Below are 21,688 nucleotides of genomic sequence, written 5' to 3'. Positions count from 1 at the left end.
ATTTAGATGTATACGATGCAGAAGCAAGATTTTTACCACAGTCTAATCCTCCAAGCGAAAGGTTTAATCGGCGACGAGCCAAATATGATTGCCAATATGGCTAACCTAAGCGCCCTGCTTTGGATGTCGCTTGAAGACATCAACTGGGTAGGATTTTACATCATGGACGGTGACGACGAGTTAGTGTTAGGCCCATTCCAAGGTAAACCCGCCTGTATTCGTATTCCAGTCGGCAAAGGTGTTTGCGGTACAGCCGTCGCGATGCAGCAAACCCAGCTGGTGGAAGACGTACATCTATTTCCAGGGCATATTGCCTGTGATGCCGCGTCAAATTCTGAGATAGTGGTGCCAGTCTATCGTAACGGTAAAGTCGTTGCGGTATTGGACATCGACAGCCCCAGTTTAGCGCGCTTTGACGAACAAGATAAACAAGGATTAGAAGCGCTTATCAACGCCTTTGAGCTGACGCTTGGGGCATAATCATGAAAGATTTGCTGCAAGTTCAAGACTATTTGTTTTCTTACGCTGATGTTGGCGATTGGGAAGGCGAAGAAGAGCAAGTTGCTGAGACGCTGAATGAACTAATCCACCAAGCTTGGGGTCTGTTACCAGAAGACCTCGACTGCGAAACAATTGACGAAATTATAAATGGTATTTGGGAGCATCTTCGCGGTGATACGGCGCTGCTGGAAGCCGATTTTGAAGAGCTATCAGACTGGGTAACGCACTATATTCACTCATCACTAGATGAGCAGATATAACAATATAGGTTTAAACATGGAAACCACAAACAAGCTAAAAGACATCAATGAAGTATTGGAGTTCCTGTATCAGGAGTATCCAAATTGCTTTAAGGCCAAAGACGGCATCAAACCTCTAAAAGTGGGTATTTTTAAGGATATCGCTGAGCGCATCGAAGGCAATGAAACTGTGAGTAAAACGCAGGTTCGTCAAGCGCTACGCAAATATACTTCAAACTGGCGTTATCTTGAGTCGGTTACTCAAAATGAATTCCGTATTGATCTTGACGGTAACCAAGCTGAAAAGATTGAACAAGAGCATATTGAACATGCTAAGCAAGCATTAGAAGAATCACGCGCGAAACGTAAAGCGGCCAAACCTATGAACAAAGGTAAGCGTCCGCCTCGTCGTGAAGGTGGCCGTGATGGTGCTCCGCGCGATGCAAATCGTGGCGCTGACACAAAATCTTACAAAAAGAGACCGTTTGATAAGAACAAACCTCACGATAAACACGCTAAGGTAAATACTAAGCCTGTTGAAGAAGCACCGGTAAAACGTTCTGGCAAAGTCGAACCTTTACCAGCATCCGAAGTCAAAGTGAATGCTAAGGTAAAAGTGAAGCTAGGTCAGGCACTGGTTAATGCAACTATTCGTGAAGTGAAAAACGACGAAGTGTTTGTAGAACTGGTTACTGGTATGCAAGTTAAAACCAAAGCGGACAGTTTGTACTTTATTTAAGGAGTAGCGTATGAGTAAAAAGTGGTCACTCATTCCCATTGCTGCAGCATTAGTTTCTGTATCTGTCGCCGCCTCGAATGATGCGGTAAATGTGTCGTCATTACCTGTGTTGAAACAGGAAAGTCAACATGCCATTGCCAGCAAGAGAGTGACAAATCTGTTTACTCGTTCGCATTACAAACATATCCAGCTTAACGACGCGTTATCGGAAAAAGTATTCGAGCGTTACGTAGAAACGCTCGATTTCAACAAAAGCGTAATGTTAGCTTCTGACGTTGAACAATTTAAGCAGTACAAAGATGCTTTCGATGACGGTTTGACATCAGGCAAGCTAAACTTTGCATTTGATATGTTTAATGTCAGCCTTAAACGTCGTTTTGAGCGTTATCAGTTTGCTATTTCTTTACTTGATAAAGAAATGACTTTTGATAAGCCAGATAATTACGTATTTGACCGTGAAGATGCAGCTTGGCCAACTTCCACCGCGGAATTGGATGAGATCTGGCGTCAACGCGTTAAATACGATGCGCTACGTTTGAAAATGACGGGTAAAGATTGGGCTGGTGTCAAAGAAGTACTGACTAAACGTTACAACAATGCTTTGAAACGTTTAGTGCAAACCAATTCCGAAGATGCCTTCCAAATCGTGATGAACGCTTTTGCACGTAGTATTGAAGCGCATACCTCGTATTTATCACCGCGTCGTGCTGAACAGTTCAAGATGGATATGGAACTTGAGCTTGAAGGCATTGGTGCAGTGTTGGGTTTTGATGACGATTACACGGTTATTCGTAGCTTAGTACCAGGTGGTCCAGCTGATAAATCTGAGCAGATCAAAGCAGATGACCGCATTATTGGCGTGGCGCAAGAAGGTGAAGAGTTTGTTGACGTGATTGGCTGGCGCCTAGATGATGTGGTTGACCTTATCAAAGGGCCAAAGGGCACCAAAGTACGCTTACAGTATCTGAAAGGTGCTGACAGTCATGGTACACCCAAGGTAGTTGAGATCGTTCGCGATAAAATTCGTTTGGAAGACCGAGCTGCAAAAGGCGAAGTATTTGAAGCCAAGTATTCAACCTTAACCAGCAAAATCGGTGTGATTGAAATCCCCAGTTTCTACAACAACCTGTCAAAAGACGTCAAAATTGAATTAGCTAAACTCAAAGAGCAAAAGGTAGATGGAATTATCATCGACCTACGGCAAAATGGTGGTGGTTCGTTGTATGAAGCAACGCAGTTATCCGGCTTATTCTTTGACCAAGGTCCAGTGGTACAGATCCACACTTTGAATAATCAAGTAGAAGCACAGCAAGACCGCGACGGCGTGACTTTCTACGATGGCCCGTTGACAGTTTTAGTTGACCGTTACAGTGCATCGGCTTCTGAAATTTTTGCTGCAGCGATGCAAGATTATGGCCGTGCTGTGGTTATCGGCGAACAAACCTTTGGTAAAGGCACGGTACAGCAACATAAGCCACTAGGTAGAGCGTACGACTTGTACGATAATCCGCTCGGTAGTGTGCAATATACCATTGCAAAGTTTTACCGTATTAACGGCGGCAGCACGCAGCATATGGGCGTTATTCCAGACGTCATGTTACCATCAGCAATTGACCCGGCAGAATGGGGTGAGAGCCAAGAACCAAATGCTTTGCCTTGGGATAGTATTGCTCGAGCTAACTACAATACAGTCGACTCGTTAGCCGCAGCGGTAAAGTATTTGGGTGAAAAGCATGAAGAACGCATCAAGAAAGAACCTGAATTTGCTTATGTGTTTGATGACATTGCGCGATACAAGCAAGAGAAAGACAATAAAACGATTTCTTTAGTTGAGGCAGAGCGTCTTAAAGAGCGCGCCGATAATGATGCTTTAAGCCTAAAGCGTGCCAATGAAAGATTAGCGCGTTTAGGTAAAGAGCCTATCAAATCATTAGACGATGCACCTGAGCTATTGTCTGAACTTGACCCCTATCTAGAAGAAGCCGCATTAGTGACGCAAGATTTTATCACTTATGGGCGACTCGCCAAGAATACAAAATAAGCAAAAAGGGCGCTTTAGCGCCTTTTTTATTACGCATCTGCGATAGCCTTTGGTATGATTGAATGCGCTGTTGGCCTTCAATTTAGCTAAATGATGATGAAATGAAAGGTCAGCAGGCCGCGTACTCAAGCGCAAAAAATTGACAACAACAAGCACATGACCCGCAGAGCAGGCCGTTATCGTGTTTGCAACACTAGCTTATATTTGCCTTGTTAAGTTGCAAGACAAGTTAATACAGCTAGCAATAATAATAAGCGCAGCCGCTGCTGTGCACAGGAGTAACACGTTTTGAAGCAAGTAAAGCAACCTACCTTTTTGGATGCCTTAATTCCCATTGGCGTGCTGGTATGTCTTCTCGGCGCAGCCGTCTATTTGTTTGGCGATAATTCATCGTCAGGGCCAAATCAAATCGCATTATTGTTCGCTACTTTCACTGCAGCACTGATTGGCTTAAAAAATGGCTACACTTGGAAGACTCTTGAAGAAGCCATGATAAAAGGTATCACAATTTCCCTTGGGGCGATTTTGATCTTGCTCATGGTTGGTGCACTTATCGGCACTTGGTTACTTTCAGGTACTGTACCTACCTTAATTTACTACGGTTTACAAATTATCGACCCACAGTGGTTTTACGCTGCCAGTTGTTTAATTTGCGGCATAGTCGCGATGAGTATCGGTAGCTCTTGGACGACCGCCGCGACCATAGGTGTGGCGCTGTTAGGGGTTGCCACTGGACTTGGTTTAGATCACGTCGTGACCGCGGGTGCGGTGATCTCCGGGGCGTATTTTGGTGACAAACTCAGTCCGTTATCGGAAACTACCAATTTAGCACCTGCGGTTGCAGGTGCTGATTTGTTCGAACATATTCAACATATGCTGTGGACGACAGTCCCCAGTTTTGTGATTGCCCTCATCATCTTTTTATTTATGGGCTTTAATGCTGACGTGAGTAGTGAAGCGCATCAAATAGACGCTATCGTGAGTATTTTGCAGTCGCACTTTAATATTAATCTCGCAATGTTGGTCCCACTTATCGTGTTACTGGCCTTAGCGATTAAGAAAATGCCAGCGTTTCCTGCCATTTCAATCGGCGCGGTGCTCGGTGCGATTTGGGCATTGCTATTCCAAGGTGACTTAATCGCTACACAAATTGACAAGTCTCAAGGTGAGCTAATCGGCCATTTCAAGCTGGTTTGGCAAACCTTTTTTGCAGGCTTTAGCGTAGAAACTGGCGATAGCAAAATGAACAGTCTGCTTAGTGGCGGGGGTATGGCCAGCATGCTTACTACCACCTGGTTGGTGATGACGGCGCTGATGTTTGGTGCAATTATGGAAAAGACCGGTTTATTAGAGATGTTTGTAAAAAGCATTCTGAAAATCGCGCGCAGCACTGGCTCACTTATCACAGCGACGATTGCAACTTGTATTGGTACTAATGCAGTGGCGGCAGATCAGTACATTGCGATTGTCGTACCAGGTAGAATGTTTAAAGAAGAATATCAAAAGCGCGGCCTGAAAAGCGTTAATTTATCTCGCACACTTGAAGATGGCGGTACTATTACCAGCCCGCTTATCCCTTGGAATACCTGTGGTGCTTATATGCAAAGTGTGTTGATGGTAAATCCATTTGACTATGCGGTATATGCCTTCTTTAATCTAATTAATCCGATTCTGGCGGTCATTTATGCTTATCTCGGGGTTAAAATCCTGCGTATTAAACCCAAGCAGCCCGTCGAGGCGCCAGCAGCGCAATAATTTAAACGCCTCAACTTAGTTGGGGCTTTTTTTTAAGGACATCATCATGCAAGCAAAACCAGCGGCAAAATTATTAAAAGACTATACACCCCCTTCTCATCAGGTTGCTGAACTGGCGCTCACTTTTGAGCTGGCGCCTCATGCCACTTTGGTGAGTGCAAAATCAACATGGTTGGCAGTAAACAACTCTCGCGAGCTCACTTTGCAAGGTGTAGAGCTTGAGCTGTTAGAAGTGAAAGTGAATGGTGTGGTACATCAAGACTTTACCCAAACCGCCTCTGAGCTACATCTTACCTCACTGCCAACGCAATTTACTCTGGATATTCAATGCCGAATTGACCCCGCTGGTAATACGTCGTTAGAAGGCTTATATCAATCAGGTGGTGCTTATTGTACTCAGTGTGAAGCAGAAGGGTTTCGTAAAATAACCTACTTCCTAGATAGACCTGATGTGCTGACGCAATACACAGTCACTATCATCGCGCCAAAAGAAGTGCCGTATCTGTTATCCAATGGCAACAAAATAGATTCAGGTGACTTGCCTGATGGCCGTCACTTTGCCAAATGGCATGATCCGTTCAACAAACCGAGTTATTTATTTGCCTTAGTGGCAGGGGATTTTGACGTTCTTGAAGACACATTTGTGACGCAAAGTGGGCGTGAGGTGTCGCTACAGTTATTCGTGGATAAGGGGAATTTAGGCAAAGCGCCTCATGCCATGACAAGCCTGAAAAAGGCCATGGCATGGGACGAATCGCGCTTCAAGCTCGAATATGACTTAGATATCTACATGATAGTTGCAGTCGACTTTTTCAATATGGGCGCGATGGAAAACAAAGGGCTAAATATATTTAACAGCGCTTGCGTACTCGCGAATCAAGAAACCGCAACGGACAGAGATTTCCATACGATTGAATCTATCGTAGGCCATGAGTATTTCCATAACTGGACGGGTAATCGCATTACTTGCCGTGACTGGTTCCAACTGTCGTTAAAAGAAGGTTTGACGGTATTTCGTGATCAAGAATTTAGTTCAGATTTAGGCTCGCGGGGTCTTAATCGCATTGATGCAGTAGAAGCTATGCGCAATCATCAGTTTGCTGAAGATGCAGGACCAATGGCTCACCCAATTCGGCCTGAGCAAGTGATTGAAATGAACAACTTCTACACAGTGACAGTATACAACAAAGGCGCTGAAGTGATCCGCATGCTGCATACTCTGTTAGGTGAAGCGGGCTTCCAAGCTGGGATGCAGTTATACGTCAGTCGTCATGATGGTCAAGCGGCTACTTGCGATGATTTCGTTGCCGCTATGGCAGATGCCAATGATGCGGATTTAACTCAGTTCAAACTTTGGTATAGCCAATTTGGCACGCCTCGCTTGGTGGTTGATTCGGTTTACGATAGTACACAGCAAACTTTAACGCTTAATATTAAACAATTACCGCCAAAGAATAACCCTGAGCAAGCTATGTTGCATATTCCGGTCGCAATTGAGCTACTGGATGACATGGGTAAGTCGGTGCCACTTAGTGCCCAGCCGAATGTCAGCGGCAAGGTGTTACATGTTAAAGCCGCAGAGCAAAGTTTCACGTTCACAGGGGTCACAAGTAAACCAGCGGTGGTGATGTTAGAGGATTTCTCTGCACCAGTGCAGGTGCAGTTTGACAGTAGTCTTGCCGACAAACTGCATATTTTGCGTTTTGCACGCAGTGACTATGCGCGTTGGGAAGCAATGCAGCAGATCTACACCGTATCCGTAGTACAAGCCATTAACAGTGGCATCAAGCGATTAGACGCAGAAATTGTCGCGGCATGTGGCGAGTTATTAAGCAAACCTGTTGGTGATTTAGCGCTCATATCTGAGCTCTTGACTTTACCGAGTTTTGATACCCTCATCGCCCAGTTTGAGACTATTCCAGTTGAGGCTTTGTGTGAGACTTTGGCGGCGTTTGAACACCAGTTGGCTTGCGAATTAAAACCGCTTTGGCTGAGCTGCTATGCGCAACTCCAAGAGGATGGTAGTTTGTCGGCTGCCGCTGTTGGGACTCGTGCACTGAAAAATACTTGTCTTGGCTATCTTGCCAAAGTCAGTGATGTGCAAATCGACACGTGGCTTAAGCACGCTTTAGAGAATCCAAATATGACGCTAAAATTGGGCGCATTAAAGGCTATGGTGGACGCCACGCATAGCGGATTAGATGACGCCATGGCGGCATTTGATGGTGCTTGGCGTCATGATGCGTTAGTAATGGACAAATGGTTTGCATTGCAAGCACAGCGTCGAGACTTAGCAGCTATTACGCGGGTGAAAGGGCTTTATCAGCATCCGCGCTTTGATAAAGGCAACCCAAACCGTGTAAGAGCATTAGTTGGCAGCTTAGCTCGTGCAAATCCATCAGTGTTTCATCGTGCCGATGGCAGTGGATATCAATTGTTGGGGGATTTGTTAGTTGAACTCAACGCTATCAATCCCCAAAACGCCTCACGTATGTTAACACCTTTTATGTCGTGGCGTCGTTTTGACAGCGCTCGTGGTGAACTTATCCGGGCGCAGCTGCAGCGTTTGGCGGCACTAAGTGGGTTAAGTGACGACTTGTACGAAAAAGTCAGCAAAGCCTTGGAGGCGTAACGCAAGCGCATGCGGGAGTTTTTCTTTTATTTGGATTTAAGCCATGCGCAGTGTATGGCTTATTATCAAGGTGTTATTGATTATGTCCAGGTGGTTGAGGACGGCGGAAAAAAAATCCGCTTTCCCGCCAGTCGCGTCCGACCATTTATCTCCACAATTGGTGTCCGTGGTCGATTTCGCCTCATTCTTAATGATAGTAATCAGTTTGTTAGTCTTGAAAAAGTGACGTAAGTGTAGAAACTACGTCACTTTTTACTTTCAAGTGCTGATTAATATTGTATTTTTGTTAAATGGGTTTGTTCTAAACTTAAATTACGTGTTATAACTTATCTGGTTGGACGTCTTACCAACAAAAAATATGGCAAGATTAAGTTCTGTTGGCGGTTAGGTTTTGATTTTGAATGAAATTTAAACGGATTTAGTCAACAAATACGAAAAAGCGACGACACCGATTGACGCGTACAATTTGTATTTTTACGAATTCGCTTCTATCGTTACGACAACAAAAAACAATAACTTGATAAAAATTACCCGCCATAAGGGGGAGAAATAATGACAACAAGACTGCACTTTGTGAAAAATAAACTCACACTCGGTCTTAGTGCTGCGTTGCTCGCCGCGACAAGCACGGCTACTCATGCTGCAAGTTTTCAAGTTGGCGAATTTGATGTAACTTTCGATTCGACCTTCTCTTACGGACAAAGTATCCGTACGGAAGACCGAGACTTCGAGTTCATCGGTAAGAGTAACCATCCGCGCTTCGACTGGACCGGTTACAATGCAGCTATCGGCAATACCATCTACAGTTCTGCTGAAGTTTGGTCTCAACCGGGTGCCTACTCAAACAATGGTGATGCGGGTGATTTAAATTTTGACGCCGGCGACACCTTTTCTCAGCTCATCAAAGGCACGCATGAGTTGTCGATAAGCAAAGACAACTGGGGTGTGTTTTCGCGTTTTATGTACTTCTATGACTTTGCAATGGAAGACGGTGATTTCGCGTATGCCAATCCTGTTTCTGGCAAGAAAGTTGATCCTTGTGAAGACGATGAAACAAAAAAGCAAGTGTGTTCTGACTTCCGTCTCTTAGACGCATTTGTTTGGGCAAACTTTGATTTGAACAATGGTAAAAACCCGTTGTCAGTACGCGTTGGCCAACAAGTGATCAACTGGGGCGAAAGTATTTTGATCTCGCACGGAATTAACGTTAACCCTGTTGATATTGATCGTTTGAAAGCGGCTGGTGCAGAAGTTAAAGAAGCTTTTATTCCTGTCGGTATGTTCTGGGCATCATTGGGTTTGACTGAAAACTTGACGTTAGAAGCTTTCTATCAATATCAGTGGCAAGAAACTCGCCTGCCAGCAACAGGTAGCTACTTCTCGACGAACGATTTTGCGTCAGAAAATGGCTATGCACAGAACGTGCAGTTGGGCTTTACTTCGAACCCAGATATTGATCTCTATCACCTGACTTCAGTGCTCAATAACCTTGACACGATGTGGAAAGGCGCGTTGGTATCGCGTGGTTTAGATGCAAGCAATCCAGCCGTGTTACAAAGCGCTGCTGCTCAGTCTTTACTAGCGCAAATGTACCTTGCTTACCCAACTAAAGTGGCGTTAAAAGGCAAAGGTGACAACGGTAAGAAAGAACCAAAAGATGCAGGCCAATACGGTGTTAAATTAGGCTGGTACGCTGCAGATTGGAATGAGACAGAGTTCGGTCTGTACTACGTAAATTATCATAGTCGTGTGCCGCTTATTTCCGGTAAAGCGTCTAACTTTACCCAGGCTTCTTTGGCACAAGATTTAGCGTATATCAGTCAAAACACTATCACAGAAGACAATGTCACGAATTTGAATGCTTTCACTAAAGCTGTGATTGCCTATCCAGAAGACATTGAAATGTACGGTTTGAGCTTTAACACCACTGTAGGTGAAACAGCATTTGCCGGTGAATTCTCTTACCGTAGCGGTGAGCCACTGCAAATTGATGACGTAGAGTTACTTTACGCAGGTATGGCAGAGCAGCTTGCAGTTGCAGGTATCCGTCCTGATTTTGCTGGTATTTCGCAACTAAGTGATGGTGCAGCCATTTCTGCTGTGGGCCCTGGTGAAATCGCACAAGGTTATATTGAACGCGATACCATGCAGTTCCAATTTGCTGCGACCCATTTGTTTGGTCCATCGCTTGGTGCTGATAGCTGGGCAGTCATTGCCGAAGCGGGTATTGTTACCATTAAAGACATGCCTGAGTATGATGAACTGCGTTTAAACGTAGCAGGTACTGGTCGCTCAGGTACTATCGAGGGTATTCCAGGTCGTGAATACGATGTGATCCATACTGGTCTATCCAACGGCCCTGAAGTGAATCCATTCCCCACAGCGACATCATGGGGCTATCGTCTGATCGCCAAAGGTGATTATAACAACCTTTATGCTGGTATTAACATGTCGCCGCGTATCGTGTTCTCACACGATGTTAATGGTACCACACCAGACCCAATGTTCCTGTTTGTCGAAGATCGTAAATCACTCGGTGTGACATTGAACTTTAACTATCAAAATACTTGGTCGTTCGATGTTAGCTATAACGCCTTCTGGGGTGGTGGCGCAACCAACACCTTTGCAGATCGTGATTTCGTGTCTTTCAATATCAAGTATTCTATTTAAGGGCTAATTGTATGTTTAAGAAACCTACGTTAATTGCCGCAGCCCTAGTTGGCTTATTTTCAGTGCCTGCAGCACTGGCAAAAATTACCCCTGAGCAGGCTGCACGCCTTGGTCAGGATTTAACTCCTATTGGTGCTGAAAAAGCGGGTAATGCCGATGGTTCTATCCCGAGCTGGGAAGGTGGTATCACTAAGCCAGTTGCTGGTTTTCAGCCAGGCATGCACCACCCAGATCCGTATCCAGATGACAAAGTCCTGTTTACGATTGATAAGTCTAACCTAGATAAATACAAGCAGTTTTTAAGCCCAGGTCAGATAGCGATGTTCAATACGTATCCTGATACGTTCAAAATGAACATTTATCAAACCCGTCGCAGTGCGGCTTACCCGCAATTCGTTTACGATGCGACGAAAAAGTACGCGACTACTGCCGAACTTATCGAAGGCGGCAACGGGATTAAAAACACCGCGATCGGTATTCCATTCCCAGTTCCAGAGACGGGTTTAGAAGTTATTTGGAACCACTTGTTGCGTTACCGCGGTTTGTCGATTGCGCGTTTTGGTGGTCAGGCAATGCCAACTGAATCTGGTGACTACAAAATCATTGGCTTTGATGAACAATTATTGGTGAAATATTCTGACCCAGCAGCAACACCAGAAGAGCTACAACAGTCGAATATTCTCTTTAAGTTCAAACAAGCGGTTACTGAGCCGGCACGCTTGGCAGGTACTGCACTGTTGGTACATGAGACTATGGACCAAGTTTTAACACCACGTCAAGCATGGACTTATAACACCGGGCAACGCCGTGTGTTACGTGCACCAAACGTTGCATATGACGCACCAGGTACCGCTTCAGATAGCTTACGTACTACTGACGACTTTGACATGTTTAACGGTTCACCAGACCGTTACACTTGGACGCTCAAGGGCAAACAAGAGCTATACATTCCTTACAACAGTTATAAGCTTCATAGCGATAAACTGAAGTATGATGACATTATCAAAGCGGGTCATATCAATCCTGAGCATGTGCGCTATGAAAAGCACCGTGTTTGGGTGGTGGAAGCAAACCTCAAAGAAGGCACTCGTCACATTTATAAGAAGCGTGTGTTCTTCATTGACGAAGACAGCTGGCAGATCCATGTCGCTGATCTATACGATAACCGCGACCAAATGTATCGTGTTGCCATGGCACACGGCCTGAATTACTACGATGTACCAACACATTGGAGTACTTTGGATGTGTACTATGATTTGAACTCACGTCGTTATCTTGCGATTGGTTTAGATAACGAAGAAAAAATGTATGACTTCAGTCAGTCATTCCAAGACAACGAGTTCACGCCAAATGCACTACGTCGTGAGGGTACGCGCTAAGCGTGCTAAGTCACATGGCGCTGTATTTGGTTACAGCGCTCATTCGTGCAACGGGCAAGCATTAGCTTGCCTGTTTTGTCTCTCACATTAACTTTCACGGATCTTCCTGACAAGAGAACTTCATCATGATGTATAAGCTAAGCGCCAGCCTAATGCTGCTGTTCTTTGGAGTCTCAAGCTCGCTTGCTGTTAGCGCGCAAACTACAGCTGCCGAGCCGGGTGCAAATGCACCTCAAGAGTCTTTACATGTCGCTCATCCAGAGCGCACTTTATTTACTGACGTGACCTTCAATGGTGAACGTTTTGTCGCCGTTGGTAAACATGGTACGATTATCTATAGCAGTGATGGCGCAAAATGGCAGCAAGCCAATGTGCCACTACAGTCGTTACTAACCTCAGTTTATTTTATCGATCAAAAGCTCGGTTGGGCATGTGGTCATGACGCCAGTATTCTAGTTACTGAAGATGGTGGCGAAAACTGGGTTATCCAACATTACTCCAGCAAAATTGAAAAACCTTGTTTGGACATTGCTTTTGTCGATGCCAAGCATGGGGTTGCGATAGGTGCCTATGGCATGTATTACGAAACCTCTGATGGTGGTCGAAACTGGCAGAGCCGTTTTGTTGATGACTTTCTTAATCCAGATGACAAAGCCTACTTAGATGAAATCAAAGAGAGCGACCCTGAAGCTTATCGTAGTGAGGGGGAGTTTATGCTGCCCCATTTGAATCGCATTACCACCCTAGGTGAGCGTTTCTTTATTGTTGGTGAAATGGGATTGGTCGCTGAGAGTCAAGATGGTGGTAAAAGCTGGCAGCGTTTACCTGAATTTTACAACGGCTCCTTTTTCGATGTCAGTGTGGCAAACAATCAAATGACGGTGGCAGGTTTGCGCGGCAATGCGTTTCAAATTCCGCTAGCGCAACTTGAAGATGGTAATTGGCAGCAGCTAAATATTGATAAACCTATGACTATCAATAGTATTTTAACGCTGCAAGACCACCAGATATTAGTCGGCAATAGCGGTGTGCTATTTACGATTAAAGGCCAGCAAGTTACGACAACAACGATGAAAAATGGCAAGTCTATTCTTGCTGCCGTTGCCAAGGGTGATAAGTTAATTATGGCAACAGAAAGTGGCATGCAAACTGTGGAGAATAATAACTAATGCGCGGCTTTTTAGATTTAACCGAACATGCGGTTTTTCGTCACCGTTTAGTGGTTTTGATCCTATTTGCTTTAACGACTGTGTGGCTAGGATTCAAAGCAACTCAAATTCAGTTGGATGCTGCTTTTACCAAAAATATCCCGCTTAACCATGATTACATGAAAGTGTATCTAAAACATGAAAAGCAGTTTGGTGGTGCCAACAGCATACTCATCTCAGTATGTGACAAAGACGGTGATATTTTTAATGAACCTTTCTTTACCCAGCTTAAAGCTGTACATGACCAACTGTATTTTATTCCAGGGGTAAATCGCCCTCTGGTTAACTCTATCTTCGCACCGAGCGCACGCTTTGTTGAGGTTGTTGAGGACGGTTTTGCTGGTGGCCCCATCATTCCTGCCAATTTTGCCCCAACAGCAGAGGGCCTTGCGGTAGTAAAACAAAATATCGAAAAAGCTAAAGTTGTTGGGCGTATGGTAGCCTCTGATTATTCATGTGCGATGGTTACTGCACAGCTGATGGAAATTGACCCCCAAACGCAGGAAAAGCTCGATACGCTGGCGTTTGCCAGTAAGCTTGAGTCACAAATTCGTGAGCCACTCAGTACAGATAAAGTCAGTATTCATATCATTGGCTTTGCGAAGATGGCAGGGGACATCGCTGAAGGCGCAAAAGGCGTGGTGTTATTTTTTGCCATCGCGATTGTATTCACCTTTATCATGGTATGGCTATTCTGTAAGAGTTTAAAACTCACCTTGCTACCTATCCTTTGTTCACTGATTGCGGTGGTTTGGCAAATGGGTTTGCTATCGGTACTGGGTTTTGGTTTAGATCCAATGTCTATTTTAGTGCCATTCCTTGTATTTGCGATTGGTGTTTCGCACGGCGTGCAAATGATCAACGCGATTGGCAAAAAAGTATGCGAAGGGGTATCAAGTAAAGTTGCAGCAGAGGCAAGTTTTAAAGCACTGCTGATTCCTGGTGGAATCGCATTACTTTCTGATACAGTCGGTTTCCTAACCTTACTGGCGATAGATATTGGTATTATTCGTGAGCTGGCGATCACCGCGAGTTTAGGGGTAGGGGTGATCATTTTCACCAATTTAGTGTTACTGCCAATTCTTGCCTCTTATTATAAAACCAGTGACATTCATCGCGTCGATGATGGTCATAGTAGAGCCCACCATTATTTCACCGAGTTGCGTGAACTGTTAGTCAAAGCGACAGATAAAAAGGTGGCTGTGGTCATTTTACTGCTCTCAGCGGCCTTGTTTGCAGTTGGATACTGGCAGTCAGAAAAAATGCGCATTGGTGACCTTCATGCTGGCGCGCCGGCACTGCATGAAAGTGCACGGTACAACCAAGACACCTTCTTGATTAATGACCGATATACCATTTCTTCAGACATTTTGAAGGTGATAGTTGAAGCGTATCCTGCAGCTTGTACAGAGCACGATGTCATGGAGCGGATCAGCCGTTTCCAATGGCGTGTTGAGAATCTGCCGGGCGTGCAATCTGTGGTGTCGCTGAGCTCAGTTTCACAGGCTGTGAATGCCGGCTATAACCAAGGCAACTTGAAATGGCAGGTGTTACCCCGCAACGAAGCGAGTTTGGTTCAAGCCACGTCACGGATAGAGACCAGCACAGGCTTGCTCGATGGTGATTGTTCGGTGATGCCGATTATTATTTTTATGCAAGATCATAAAGCTGAAACCATTGACAGCGTGATAAGCGCAATTAAAACCTTTGCCGCACAAGAAGGATCTGACACGGTTGCTTTTAAACTGGCATCTGGGCCGATTGGTGTAATGGCAGCGACAAATGAATCAGTCGCAGCTGCACAATTACCAATGATGGTCTATGTTTATGGGGCCGTTATTGCGCTTTGTTTGTTAAGTTTTAAGAGCTTACGAGCAACAATAGCCGTGGTATTGCCGCTTTATATTGTTTCGACCTTAGCGCAAGCGCTCATGGTACATTTAGAAATTGGTTTAACCGTATCAACACTGCCTGTTATAGCACTGGGCGTGGGTATTGGTGTGGATTATGGTATTTACATCCTATCTTCTATGATAGGGCAGTTAAAACAAGGAGTTGCGTTGAGTGTTGCTTACCGTAATGCGTTAGCAGAACGGGGCAGTGCAGTGCTCTTTACCGGGATCACGTTAGCGGTTGGTGTAAGTACCTGGATCTTCTCCGCGCTTAAGTTCCAAGTGGATATGGGCATACTTTTGACCTTCATGTTCTTGGTCAATATGCTCGGTGCAGTGTTGCTTTTACCAGCAATCGGCGCTCTTATCTGGTCTGACCAGAAAAAAGATTGTGAATAAATGTTCCATTAAAAAGTCGGGTTTCACGATTTATATCTATATTTTGTGAATAGATGAGCAAACGGCTGAAAAGCTTGAAATGTTTTCGTCGAAAAAGCTGTTTATTAGCGTCAGAAAGGTTAAAATTCACCTGACTCCACGCTAATAAATGGCTGTACACAAAATCTACCGTTCAAAGGTGATTTAGATTAAGGAACACATAATGACACAATATGAAGGTCAAGCATCGGTTATCCTCGATAATGTCTGCAATTTGATCCAAAAGAAAGTTCACGCCGAACATGTGTCACTCGTTGAGAAATTTGCCAAAACCTTGTACAGCAATATGTCTAAAGAGGATTTGGTAAAACGTAACGACAGTGATCTTTATGGCGCTGCACTCAGTCTCTGGAACTCTCTAGAGAAAAACACTTCGGATGAGCCAGTCATTCGTGTGTTCAACCCTGAAGTGGCAAAAGACGGTTGGCAATCGTCTCATACCATAGTTGAAATTATCGTGAAAGACATGCCTTTCTTGGTGGATTCTGTTCGTATGGCTATGAACCGCGAAAACATCGTCTCTCACCTTTTGCTTCATAGCCCGCTGAAGATCCAACGTAACGACAAAGGCGCTATCACTGCCATTTCAAACCTTAAAGCTGAACAAGAATCAACGTCGAAAAAAACGGTTTTCTTTATCGAAATCGACCGTCAAACTGATGATAAGGTGATTGCACGCTTTACTGCAGAATTGCAGTCATCGTTGCAGGACGTTTCAGTTGCAGTAGAAGATTGGTTGCCAATTCGCGATAAACTTATTGAAGTAACCAAATCACTACCAACTCGCCCGCACAAATGCAGCCCTGAAGAGGTTGCAGAAGCCGCTGAATTTCTTGACTGGCTTGTGAAAGACAATTTCACTTTCATGGGTTACCGTCAGTATGACTTAAAGCCAGTAAAAGGCGACTATGAATTAAAAGCGGTTGCAGGTACTAGCCTTGGCTTGATGAAAAACTCTGACGATGATGCGGTACTTGCATTATCCAGTTTGCCAGAAGGCGCCCGCAAAGAAGCGCGTAGTAGCAATTTATTGATCTTGACTAAAACCAACTCAATTTCTCGCGTGCACCGTCCAGCGCATATCGACTATGTGGGTATCAAGCGTTTTGACAAAGACGGAAATGTAGTCGGTGAAGACCGTTTTATCGGCTTATTCTCTTCTAGCTTCTACAATAACAGTGCGCGTGATGTGCCAGTATTGAAGAGCAAGATCAACCGTATTATGGATATGTGTGATTTCGCCGTTGGCACGCATGCATACAAAGCGGTATTAAATATTCTTGAAACTTACCCGCGTGACGAACTAGTTCAGGCGCGCGAAAGTGAATTGCTTGAAGTAGCAACTGGGGTACTACAAGTACAAGAGCGCGACATGTGCCGTCTGTTTGTGCGCAAAGACGTTTATGGCCGTTTCTTCTCTTGTATGGTGTATGTACCGCGTGAACGTTACAACACTGCGTTACGTCGTGAAACTCAAGCCCTATTGGCAAACGCGTTTGGCTCAAAAGAAAAAGTGGAATTTACCACCTTCTTCTCTGAATCAACCTTAGCCCGTACTCATTATACTGTTCGCGTTGCGGACAACAGCATCGAAATTAACGTGAAAGACATCGAAAACAACCTAAGAGAAGCAGCCCGTACTTGGGAAGATAAACTGCAAAGCGCGTTGCTTGAAGGCAACGGTGAAGCGCGTGGGAATGAATTAACGCGTAAGTACAGCAATGCTTTCCCGCATGCTTACAAAGATCAAGTATTGCCAAGTGCTGCAGTGGTAGACATCGATAAGCTTGAACAGTTAAACGATGAAAACAAATTAGAGATTTTGTTCTACCGTCCACAGGAAGAAGCGAATACCTCTATCGTACGTTTGAGTCTGTACCACAAAGCGGAACCCATCCACTTGTCAGACGTTATGCCAATGTTGGAAAACTTTGGTCTACGTGTTATCGGTGAAACCCCGTTCCCAGTTAAAACCAATGATGGCAAAGTAAACTGGATCATGGATTTCTCAATGATCTTAGACAGCAAGCACATCACTGACTTTGACAAAGTATCGGCACGTTTCCGCGCGGCGCTAACGAACGTGTGGTACAACCGCTTAGAAAACGATGGCTTTAACCGTTTAGTGCTACAAGGTGGCATGACAGGCCGTGAAGCATCTATTCTACGTGCATACGCTAAGTACATGCGTCAAATCGGCGTGACTTTCTCACAAAACTATATCGAAAGCACATTTGAGCATTACCCGCACATCGCAGCTATGATTGCTGATTTGTTCGCGAAGAAATTCTCGCCGAAAAAACCAGCTAACGAAAAGCAACTTGAGAAACTAGTTGAAGCTATCCATGCTGAACTAGAGAACGTTGCGAACCTAGACGATGACCGTATCATTCGCTTATATGTTGATATGATTGGGGCAACACTGCGCACCAACTTCTATCAAAAAGACGCTGACGATAAGAACAAGTCTTATATCTCGTTCAAGATCAAATCAAGCGCCATTCCAGATATGCCATTACCGCTACCTGCGTTTGAGATCTTCGTATACTCACCGCGCGTAGAAGGTGTTCACCTACGTGGTGGTAAAGTTGCGCGTGGTGGTTTACGTTGGTCAGACCGTCGTGAAGACTTCCGTACCGAGGTCTTAGGCTTAGTTAAAGCGCAAAACGTGAAAAACACTGTTATCGTGCCGGTAGGTTCGAAAGGTGGTTTTGTGTGTAAACAGCTGCCAACTGAGCGTGACGCATTCTTCAAAGAAGGCCAAGAGTGTTACAAGATCTTCATCCGTGGTTTGTTAGACATTACTGACAACATTGTTCACGGTGAAATCGTGCCACCAGTTAACGTAGTGCGCCACGATGAAGACGACCCATATCTAGTTGTTGCGGCTGACAAAGGCACAGCAACTTTCTCTGATATCGCTAACGGTATTGCAGAAGAGTACAAATTCTGGTTGGGTGATGCGTTTGCGTCAGGTGGCTCAATTGGTTACGACCACAAGAAAATGGGTATCACAGCTCGTGGTGGTTGGGAATCAGTGAAGCGTCACTTCCGCGAAATTGGTATCGACTGTCAAACTACAGATTTCACAGTAGTAGGTATCGGTGATATGGCCGGTGACGTATTTGGTAACGGTATGTTGTTGTCAAAACACATTCGTTTACAAGCTGCGTTTAACCACATGCACATCTTTATTGACCCAAATCCAGATGCAGAGAAATCTTGGTCAGAGCGTAAACGTATGTTTGAACTGCCACGTTCAAGCTGGGAAGATTACGACAAGTCACTAATCTCTGAGGGCGGTGGCGTATTCTCGCGTGCAGCAAAAGCCATTACGTTGACCAACGAAATGAAGAAAATGCTTGGCACGAAGAAGGCGACAATGACGCCAAACGAGCTTATCAAAGCACTTCTCATGATGCCAGTAGACCTGCTTTGGAACGGTGGTATCGGTACTTACATCAAGCATTCTAAAGAAACCAACGCAGACGTAGGTGACCGTGCAAACGATGCGCTACGTATTAATGGCGCAGAACTCGGTGCACAGATTGTAGGCGAAGGTGGTAACTTAGGTGCAACCCAGCTTGGTCGTATTGAATACGCGTCAAAAGGCGGTCGTATCAACACTGACTTTATCGACAACGTAGGTGGTGTGGCGTGTTCGGATAACGAAGTTAACATCAAGATCCTACTGAACGTGCTAGTTGCTGAAGGTGATTTAACGCGTAAACAACGCGATGAGTTGCTGTACAGCATGACAGACGAAGTAGCACAATTGGTATTGAAAGACTGTTATCGTCAAACACATACACTTTCTATTACTAAGTCAAAAGGTCCTGACACGCTTAAAGAAAAAGTGCGTTTTATCCATGCACTTGAGAAAATGGGCAAGTTGGACCGTGCTATCGAGTTTATTCCAACTGATGAAGAGTTGGCAGAGCGCGCTGCAGCAGGTAAAGACTTAACTCGTCCTGAGCTATCGGTACTGGTGTCTTACTCTAAGATGGTACTGAAAGAAACTCTGGTAACGGATGAAATCTCTGAAAATCCATATTTCCGCCAGTTCTTAGTGAATTCATTCCCACTGCCACTGCGTGAGAAGTTCAATGCGGCGATGGACAACCATCCTCTGCGCCGTCAGATCATTGCAACGAAATTGGCCAACGCCATCGTCAATGACATGGGCTTGAACTTCATGGTGCGTATGCACGAAGAAACGGGTGCCTCAGATGCAGAAATCGCGTTGTGCTACTCAATCGCCAGCGAAGTGTTCGAGATGAAGCAAACTTGGGGTGAAATTGCGGCGCTTGATAACAAGATCCCAGCTGAAGTACAAACAGAAATGCTGTACCAGTTACGTCGTACAGTACGCCGTGCGACCCGCTGGTTCTTACGTCACCGCAACAAAGCACTAACGATTGCTGAGTCAATCGAGTTCTTTAAACCAACCTTTAAAGACTTGAGTGCTAACCTCCATAACTACATGGAAGCACAAGAAAGCGAGCGTATCGGTGATGCAGCGCGCGCACTAGAAGAGCAAGGCGTACCTGCGCACATCGCACTACGTATTGAGTCGCTATCTAGCTTGTTCTCTGTGATGGATTTAGCTGAAGTAGCACACAAAACTGGTCGCGATATCGGTTTAGTGTCTGCGACTTACTTCAAGCTAGGTGCGAAAATGGGCCTCCACTGGTTCTTAGATCAGATCACCAAGCAGCCGGTTGCGAACCATTGGCAAGCATTGGCACGCGCTTCATACCGCGAAGAGCTAGATTGGCAACAACGTTCATTGTCTGAAGTGGCTCTGAATGGCTTCACTACAGACAAAGCCGATGTTGAAGCACAAATCGACGCTTGGATGGATGCTCGCACCTTGTTGCTACAACGCTGGAAGCAAATGCTGGCTGAGTTCAAAACTTCACAAAGCCACGACTTTGCGAAGTTCTCAGTTGCATTGCGCGAGCTGATGTTGTTAAGCCACAACTGCGACACTTCCAAATAATTGTAAAAACGCTAAAATACCCCAGTTTTAACTGGGGTATTTTTTTTCTGTCTATTTTTAGGCGCGTAATATTCATTACTTTTTACAAATAGAAGTAATCAATATTACTGCGATTGACTTACCGAGGAGTTTTCATGTTTTACGATTTAGCACGCCGATTTATGTTTAGTAAAGATGCAGAATGGGCTCACGAATTCGCTTTAGAAAACCTTCGCCGTTTTGCTGGCACACCGCTGAGCTTAGCTTGGTCTCAAACGGTTGCGGACAAGCCTGTGCAGTTTTTGGGCCTAGAGTTTAAAAACCCAGTGGGTCTTGCTGCTGGTTTAGATAAAAACGCAGAATGTATCGATGCTTTTGCGCAAATGGGCTTTGGCTTTATCGAGGTCGGGACTGTTACACCGCGCCCGCAGGTGGGTAACGACAAACCACGTATTTTCCGTTTACCTCAGGCTGACGCTATTATCAACCGTATGGGCTTCAACAACAAAGGGGTTGATAATCTAGTTAACAACGTCAAGGCTGCGAAATATCGTGGAATTTTGGGGATAAACATTGGCAAAAATAAAGATACGCCAAATGAGCAAGGTAAGGATGACTACATTCACTGTATGCGTAAAGTATTCGAACACGCAAGCTACATCACAGTGAATATCTCTTCACCAAATACCCCAGGTTTACGAGACTTGCAATACGGTGAAGCGTTGGACGATTTGCTCGAAAGCTTAAAAGCGGAGCAAATGGATTTAACTGCTAAACACCAAAAGAATGTTCCTATGTTAGTTAAAATTGCGCCAGATGTGGATGCTGTCCAGCTTAGCCAAATTGCTGAGTCGTTGATGAAAAACCGCATTGATGGGGTAATTGCAACTAACACCACATTAGAGCGTGGTATGGTGAAAGGTTTACAACATGCGGACGAAGCGGGTGGTTTGTCGGGCCGTCCAGTACGTGAGAAATCAACTCATGTAGTCTCTGAGTTGAAGAGGATCACTGAAGGTAAGCTGCCGATCATTGGGGTAGGTGGGATCGACGACGCTGGATCTGCTCAGCAAAAGTTCAATGCAGGCGCATCGTTAGTGCAGGTTTATACAGGTTTTATCTACCGTGGACCAGGTCTGGTCAAATCGATCGTAGATTCGTTATAAAGATCAGTCATATAACAAAATGATCCGAAACAAATTGTTATTATAAA

At 44.9% G+C, this 21,688-nt stretch carries 13 protein-coding genes; all 13 read left to right on the top strand.

Features of this window, described 5'->3' with window-relative positions; all coding sequences use genetic code 11:
* Positions 1-15: 15 nt before the first annotated feature.
* Positions 16-480 carry a GAF domain-containing protein gene (locus ACFOEE_RS06215; protein WP_377122071.1) on the top strand — a complete coding sequence of 155 codons (465 nt, stop codon included), beginning with the start codon at positions 16-18 and terminating at the stop codon, positions 478-480.
* A gap of 2 nt (positions 481-482) precedes the next feature.
* Positions 483-761: a hypothetical protein gene (locus ACFOEE_RS06210; protein WP_377122068.1), complete on the top strand. Its 279-nt coding sequence runs from the start codon at positions 483-485 to the stop codon at positions 759-761.
* 16 nt (positions 762-777) lie between these two features.
* A complete protein-coding gene (gene proQ / locus ACFOEE_RS06205; RefSeq protein WP_377122065.1) occupies positions 778-1,479 on the top strand; it encodes an RNA chaperone ProQ in 702 nt (233 codons plus the stop codon).
* A 10-nt stretch (positions 1,480-1,489) separates the two neighbouring features.
* Entirely contained in the window at positions 1,490-3,520 is a 2,031-nt protein-coding gene (prc, locus tag ACFOEE_RS06200) for a carboxy terminal-processing peptidase (protein ID WP_377122062.1), read from the top strand.
* A gap of 288 nt (positions 3,521-3,808) precedes the next feature.
* A complete protein-coding gene (gene nhaC / locus ACFOEE_RS06195; protein ID WP_377122059.1) occupies positions 3,809-5,275 on the top strand; it encodes a Na+/H+ antiporter NhaC in 1,467 nt (488 codons plus the stop codon).
* Positions 5,276-5,321: 46 nt separating this feature from the next.
* Positions 5,322-7,907 (top strand): aminopeptidase N, encoded by a 2,586-nt coding sequence (gene pepN / locus ACFOEE_RS06190; RefSeq protein ID WP_377122056.1) that lies wholly within the window; start codon positions 5,322-5,324, stop codon positions 7,905-7,907.
* 9 nt (positions 7,908-7,916) lie between these two features.
* Complete coding sequence (locus tag ACFOEE_RS06185) at positions 7,917-8,138, top strand: DUF2835 family protein (protein ID WP_377122053.1); 222 nt, start codon at positions 7,917-7,919, stop codon at positions 8,136-8,138.
* A 321-nt stretch (positions 8,139-8,459) separates the two neighbouring features.
* Positions 8,460-10,577, top strand: a complete 2,118-nt coding sequence (locus ACFOEE_RS06180) for a DUF1302 domain-containing protein (protein ID WP_377122050.1) — start codon at positions 8,460-8,462, stop codon at positions 10,575-10,577.
* A gap of 11 nt (positions 10,578-10,588) precedes the next feature.
* The gene (locus ACFOEE_RS06175) at positions 10,589-11,956 is read left to right on the top strand and encodes a DUF1329 domain-containing protein (RefSeq protein ID WP_377122047.1); all 1,368 of its coding nucleotides are present in this window, start codon (positions 10,589-10,591) and stop codon (positions 11,954-11,956) included.
* A 125-nt stretch (positions 11,957-12,081) separates the two neighbouring features.
* Positions 12,082-13,125, top strand: a complete 1,044-nt coding sequence (locus ACFOEE_RS06170) for a WD40/YVTN/BNR-like repeat-containing protein (RefSeq protein ID WP_377122044.1) — start codon at positions 12,082-12,084, stop codon at positions 13,123-13,125.
* Positions 13,125-15,455 carry an efflux RND transporter permease subunit gene (locus tag ACFOEE_RS06165; RefSeq protein WP_377122041.1) on the top strand — a complete coding sequence of 777 codons (2,331 nt, stop codon included), beginning with the start codon at positions 13,125-13,127 and terminating at the stop codon, positions 15,453-15,455. Before ACFOEE_RS06170 ends, ACFOEE_RS06165 begins: the two co-directional genes overlap by 1 nt.
* 202 nt (positions 15,456-15,657) lie before the next feature.
* Positions 15,658-20,496: an NAD-glutamate dehydrogenase gene (locus ACFOEE_RS06160; protein WP_377122038.1), complete on the top strand. Its 4,839-nt coding sequence runs from the start codon at positions 15,658-15,660 to the stop codon at positions 20,494-20,496.
* A 134-nt stretch (positions 20,497-20,630) separates the two neighbouring features.
* Positions 20,631-21,641 (top strand): quinone-dependent dihydroorotate dehydrogenase, encoded by a 1,011-nt coding sequence (gene pyrD / locus ACFOEE_RS06155; RefSeq protein ID WP_377122035.1) that lies wholly within the window; start codon positions 20,631-20,633, stop codon positions 21,639-21,641.
* Positions 21,642-21,688: the final 47 nt, after the last annotated feature.

Origin of the sequence: Pseudoalteromonas fenneropenaei (assembly GCF_042643375.1) — a bacterium.
In the GTDB taxonomy this organism is placed as follows: domain Bacteria; phylum Pseudomonadota; class Gammaproteobacteria; order Enterobacterales; family Alteromonadaceae; genus Pseudoalteromonas; species Pseudoalteromonas fenneropenaei.
Note: the sequence above shows the minus strand (reverse complement) of the source record. Positions and strands in the feature narration are given on the sequence as shown.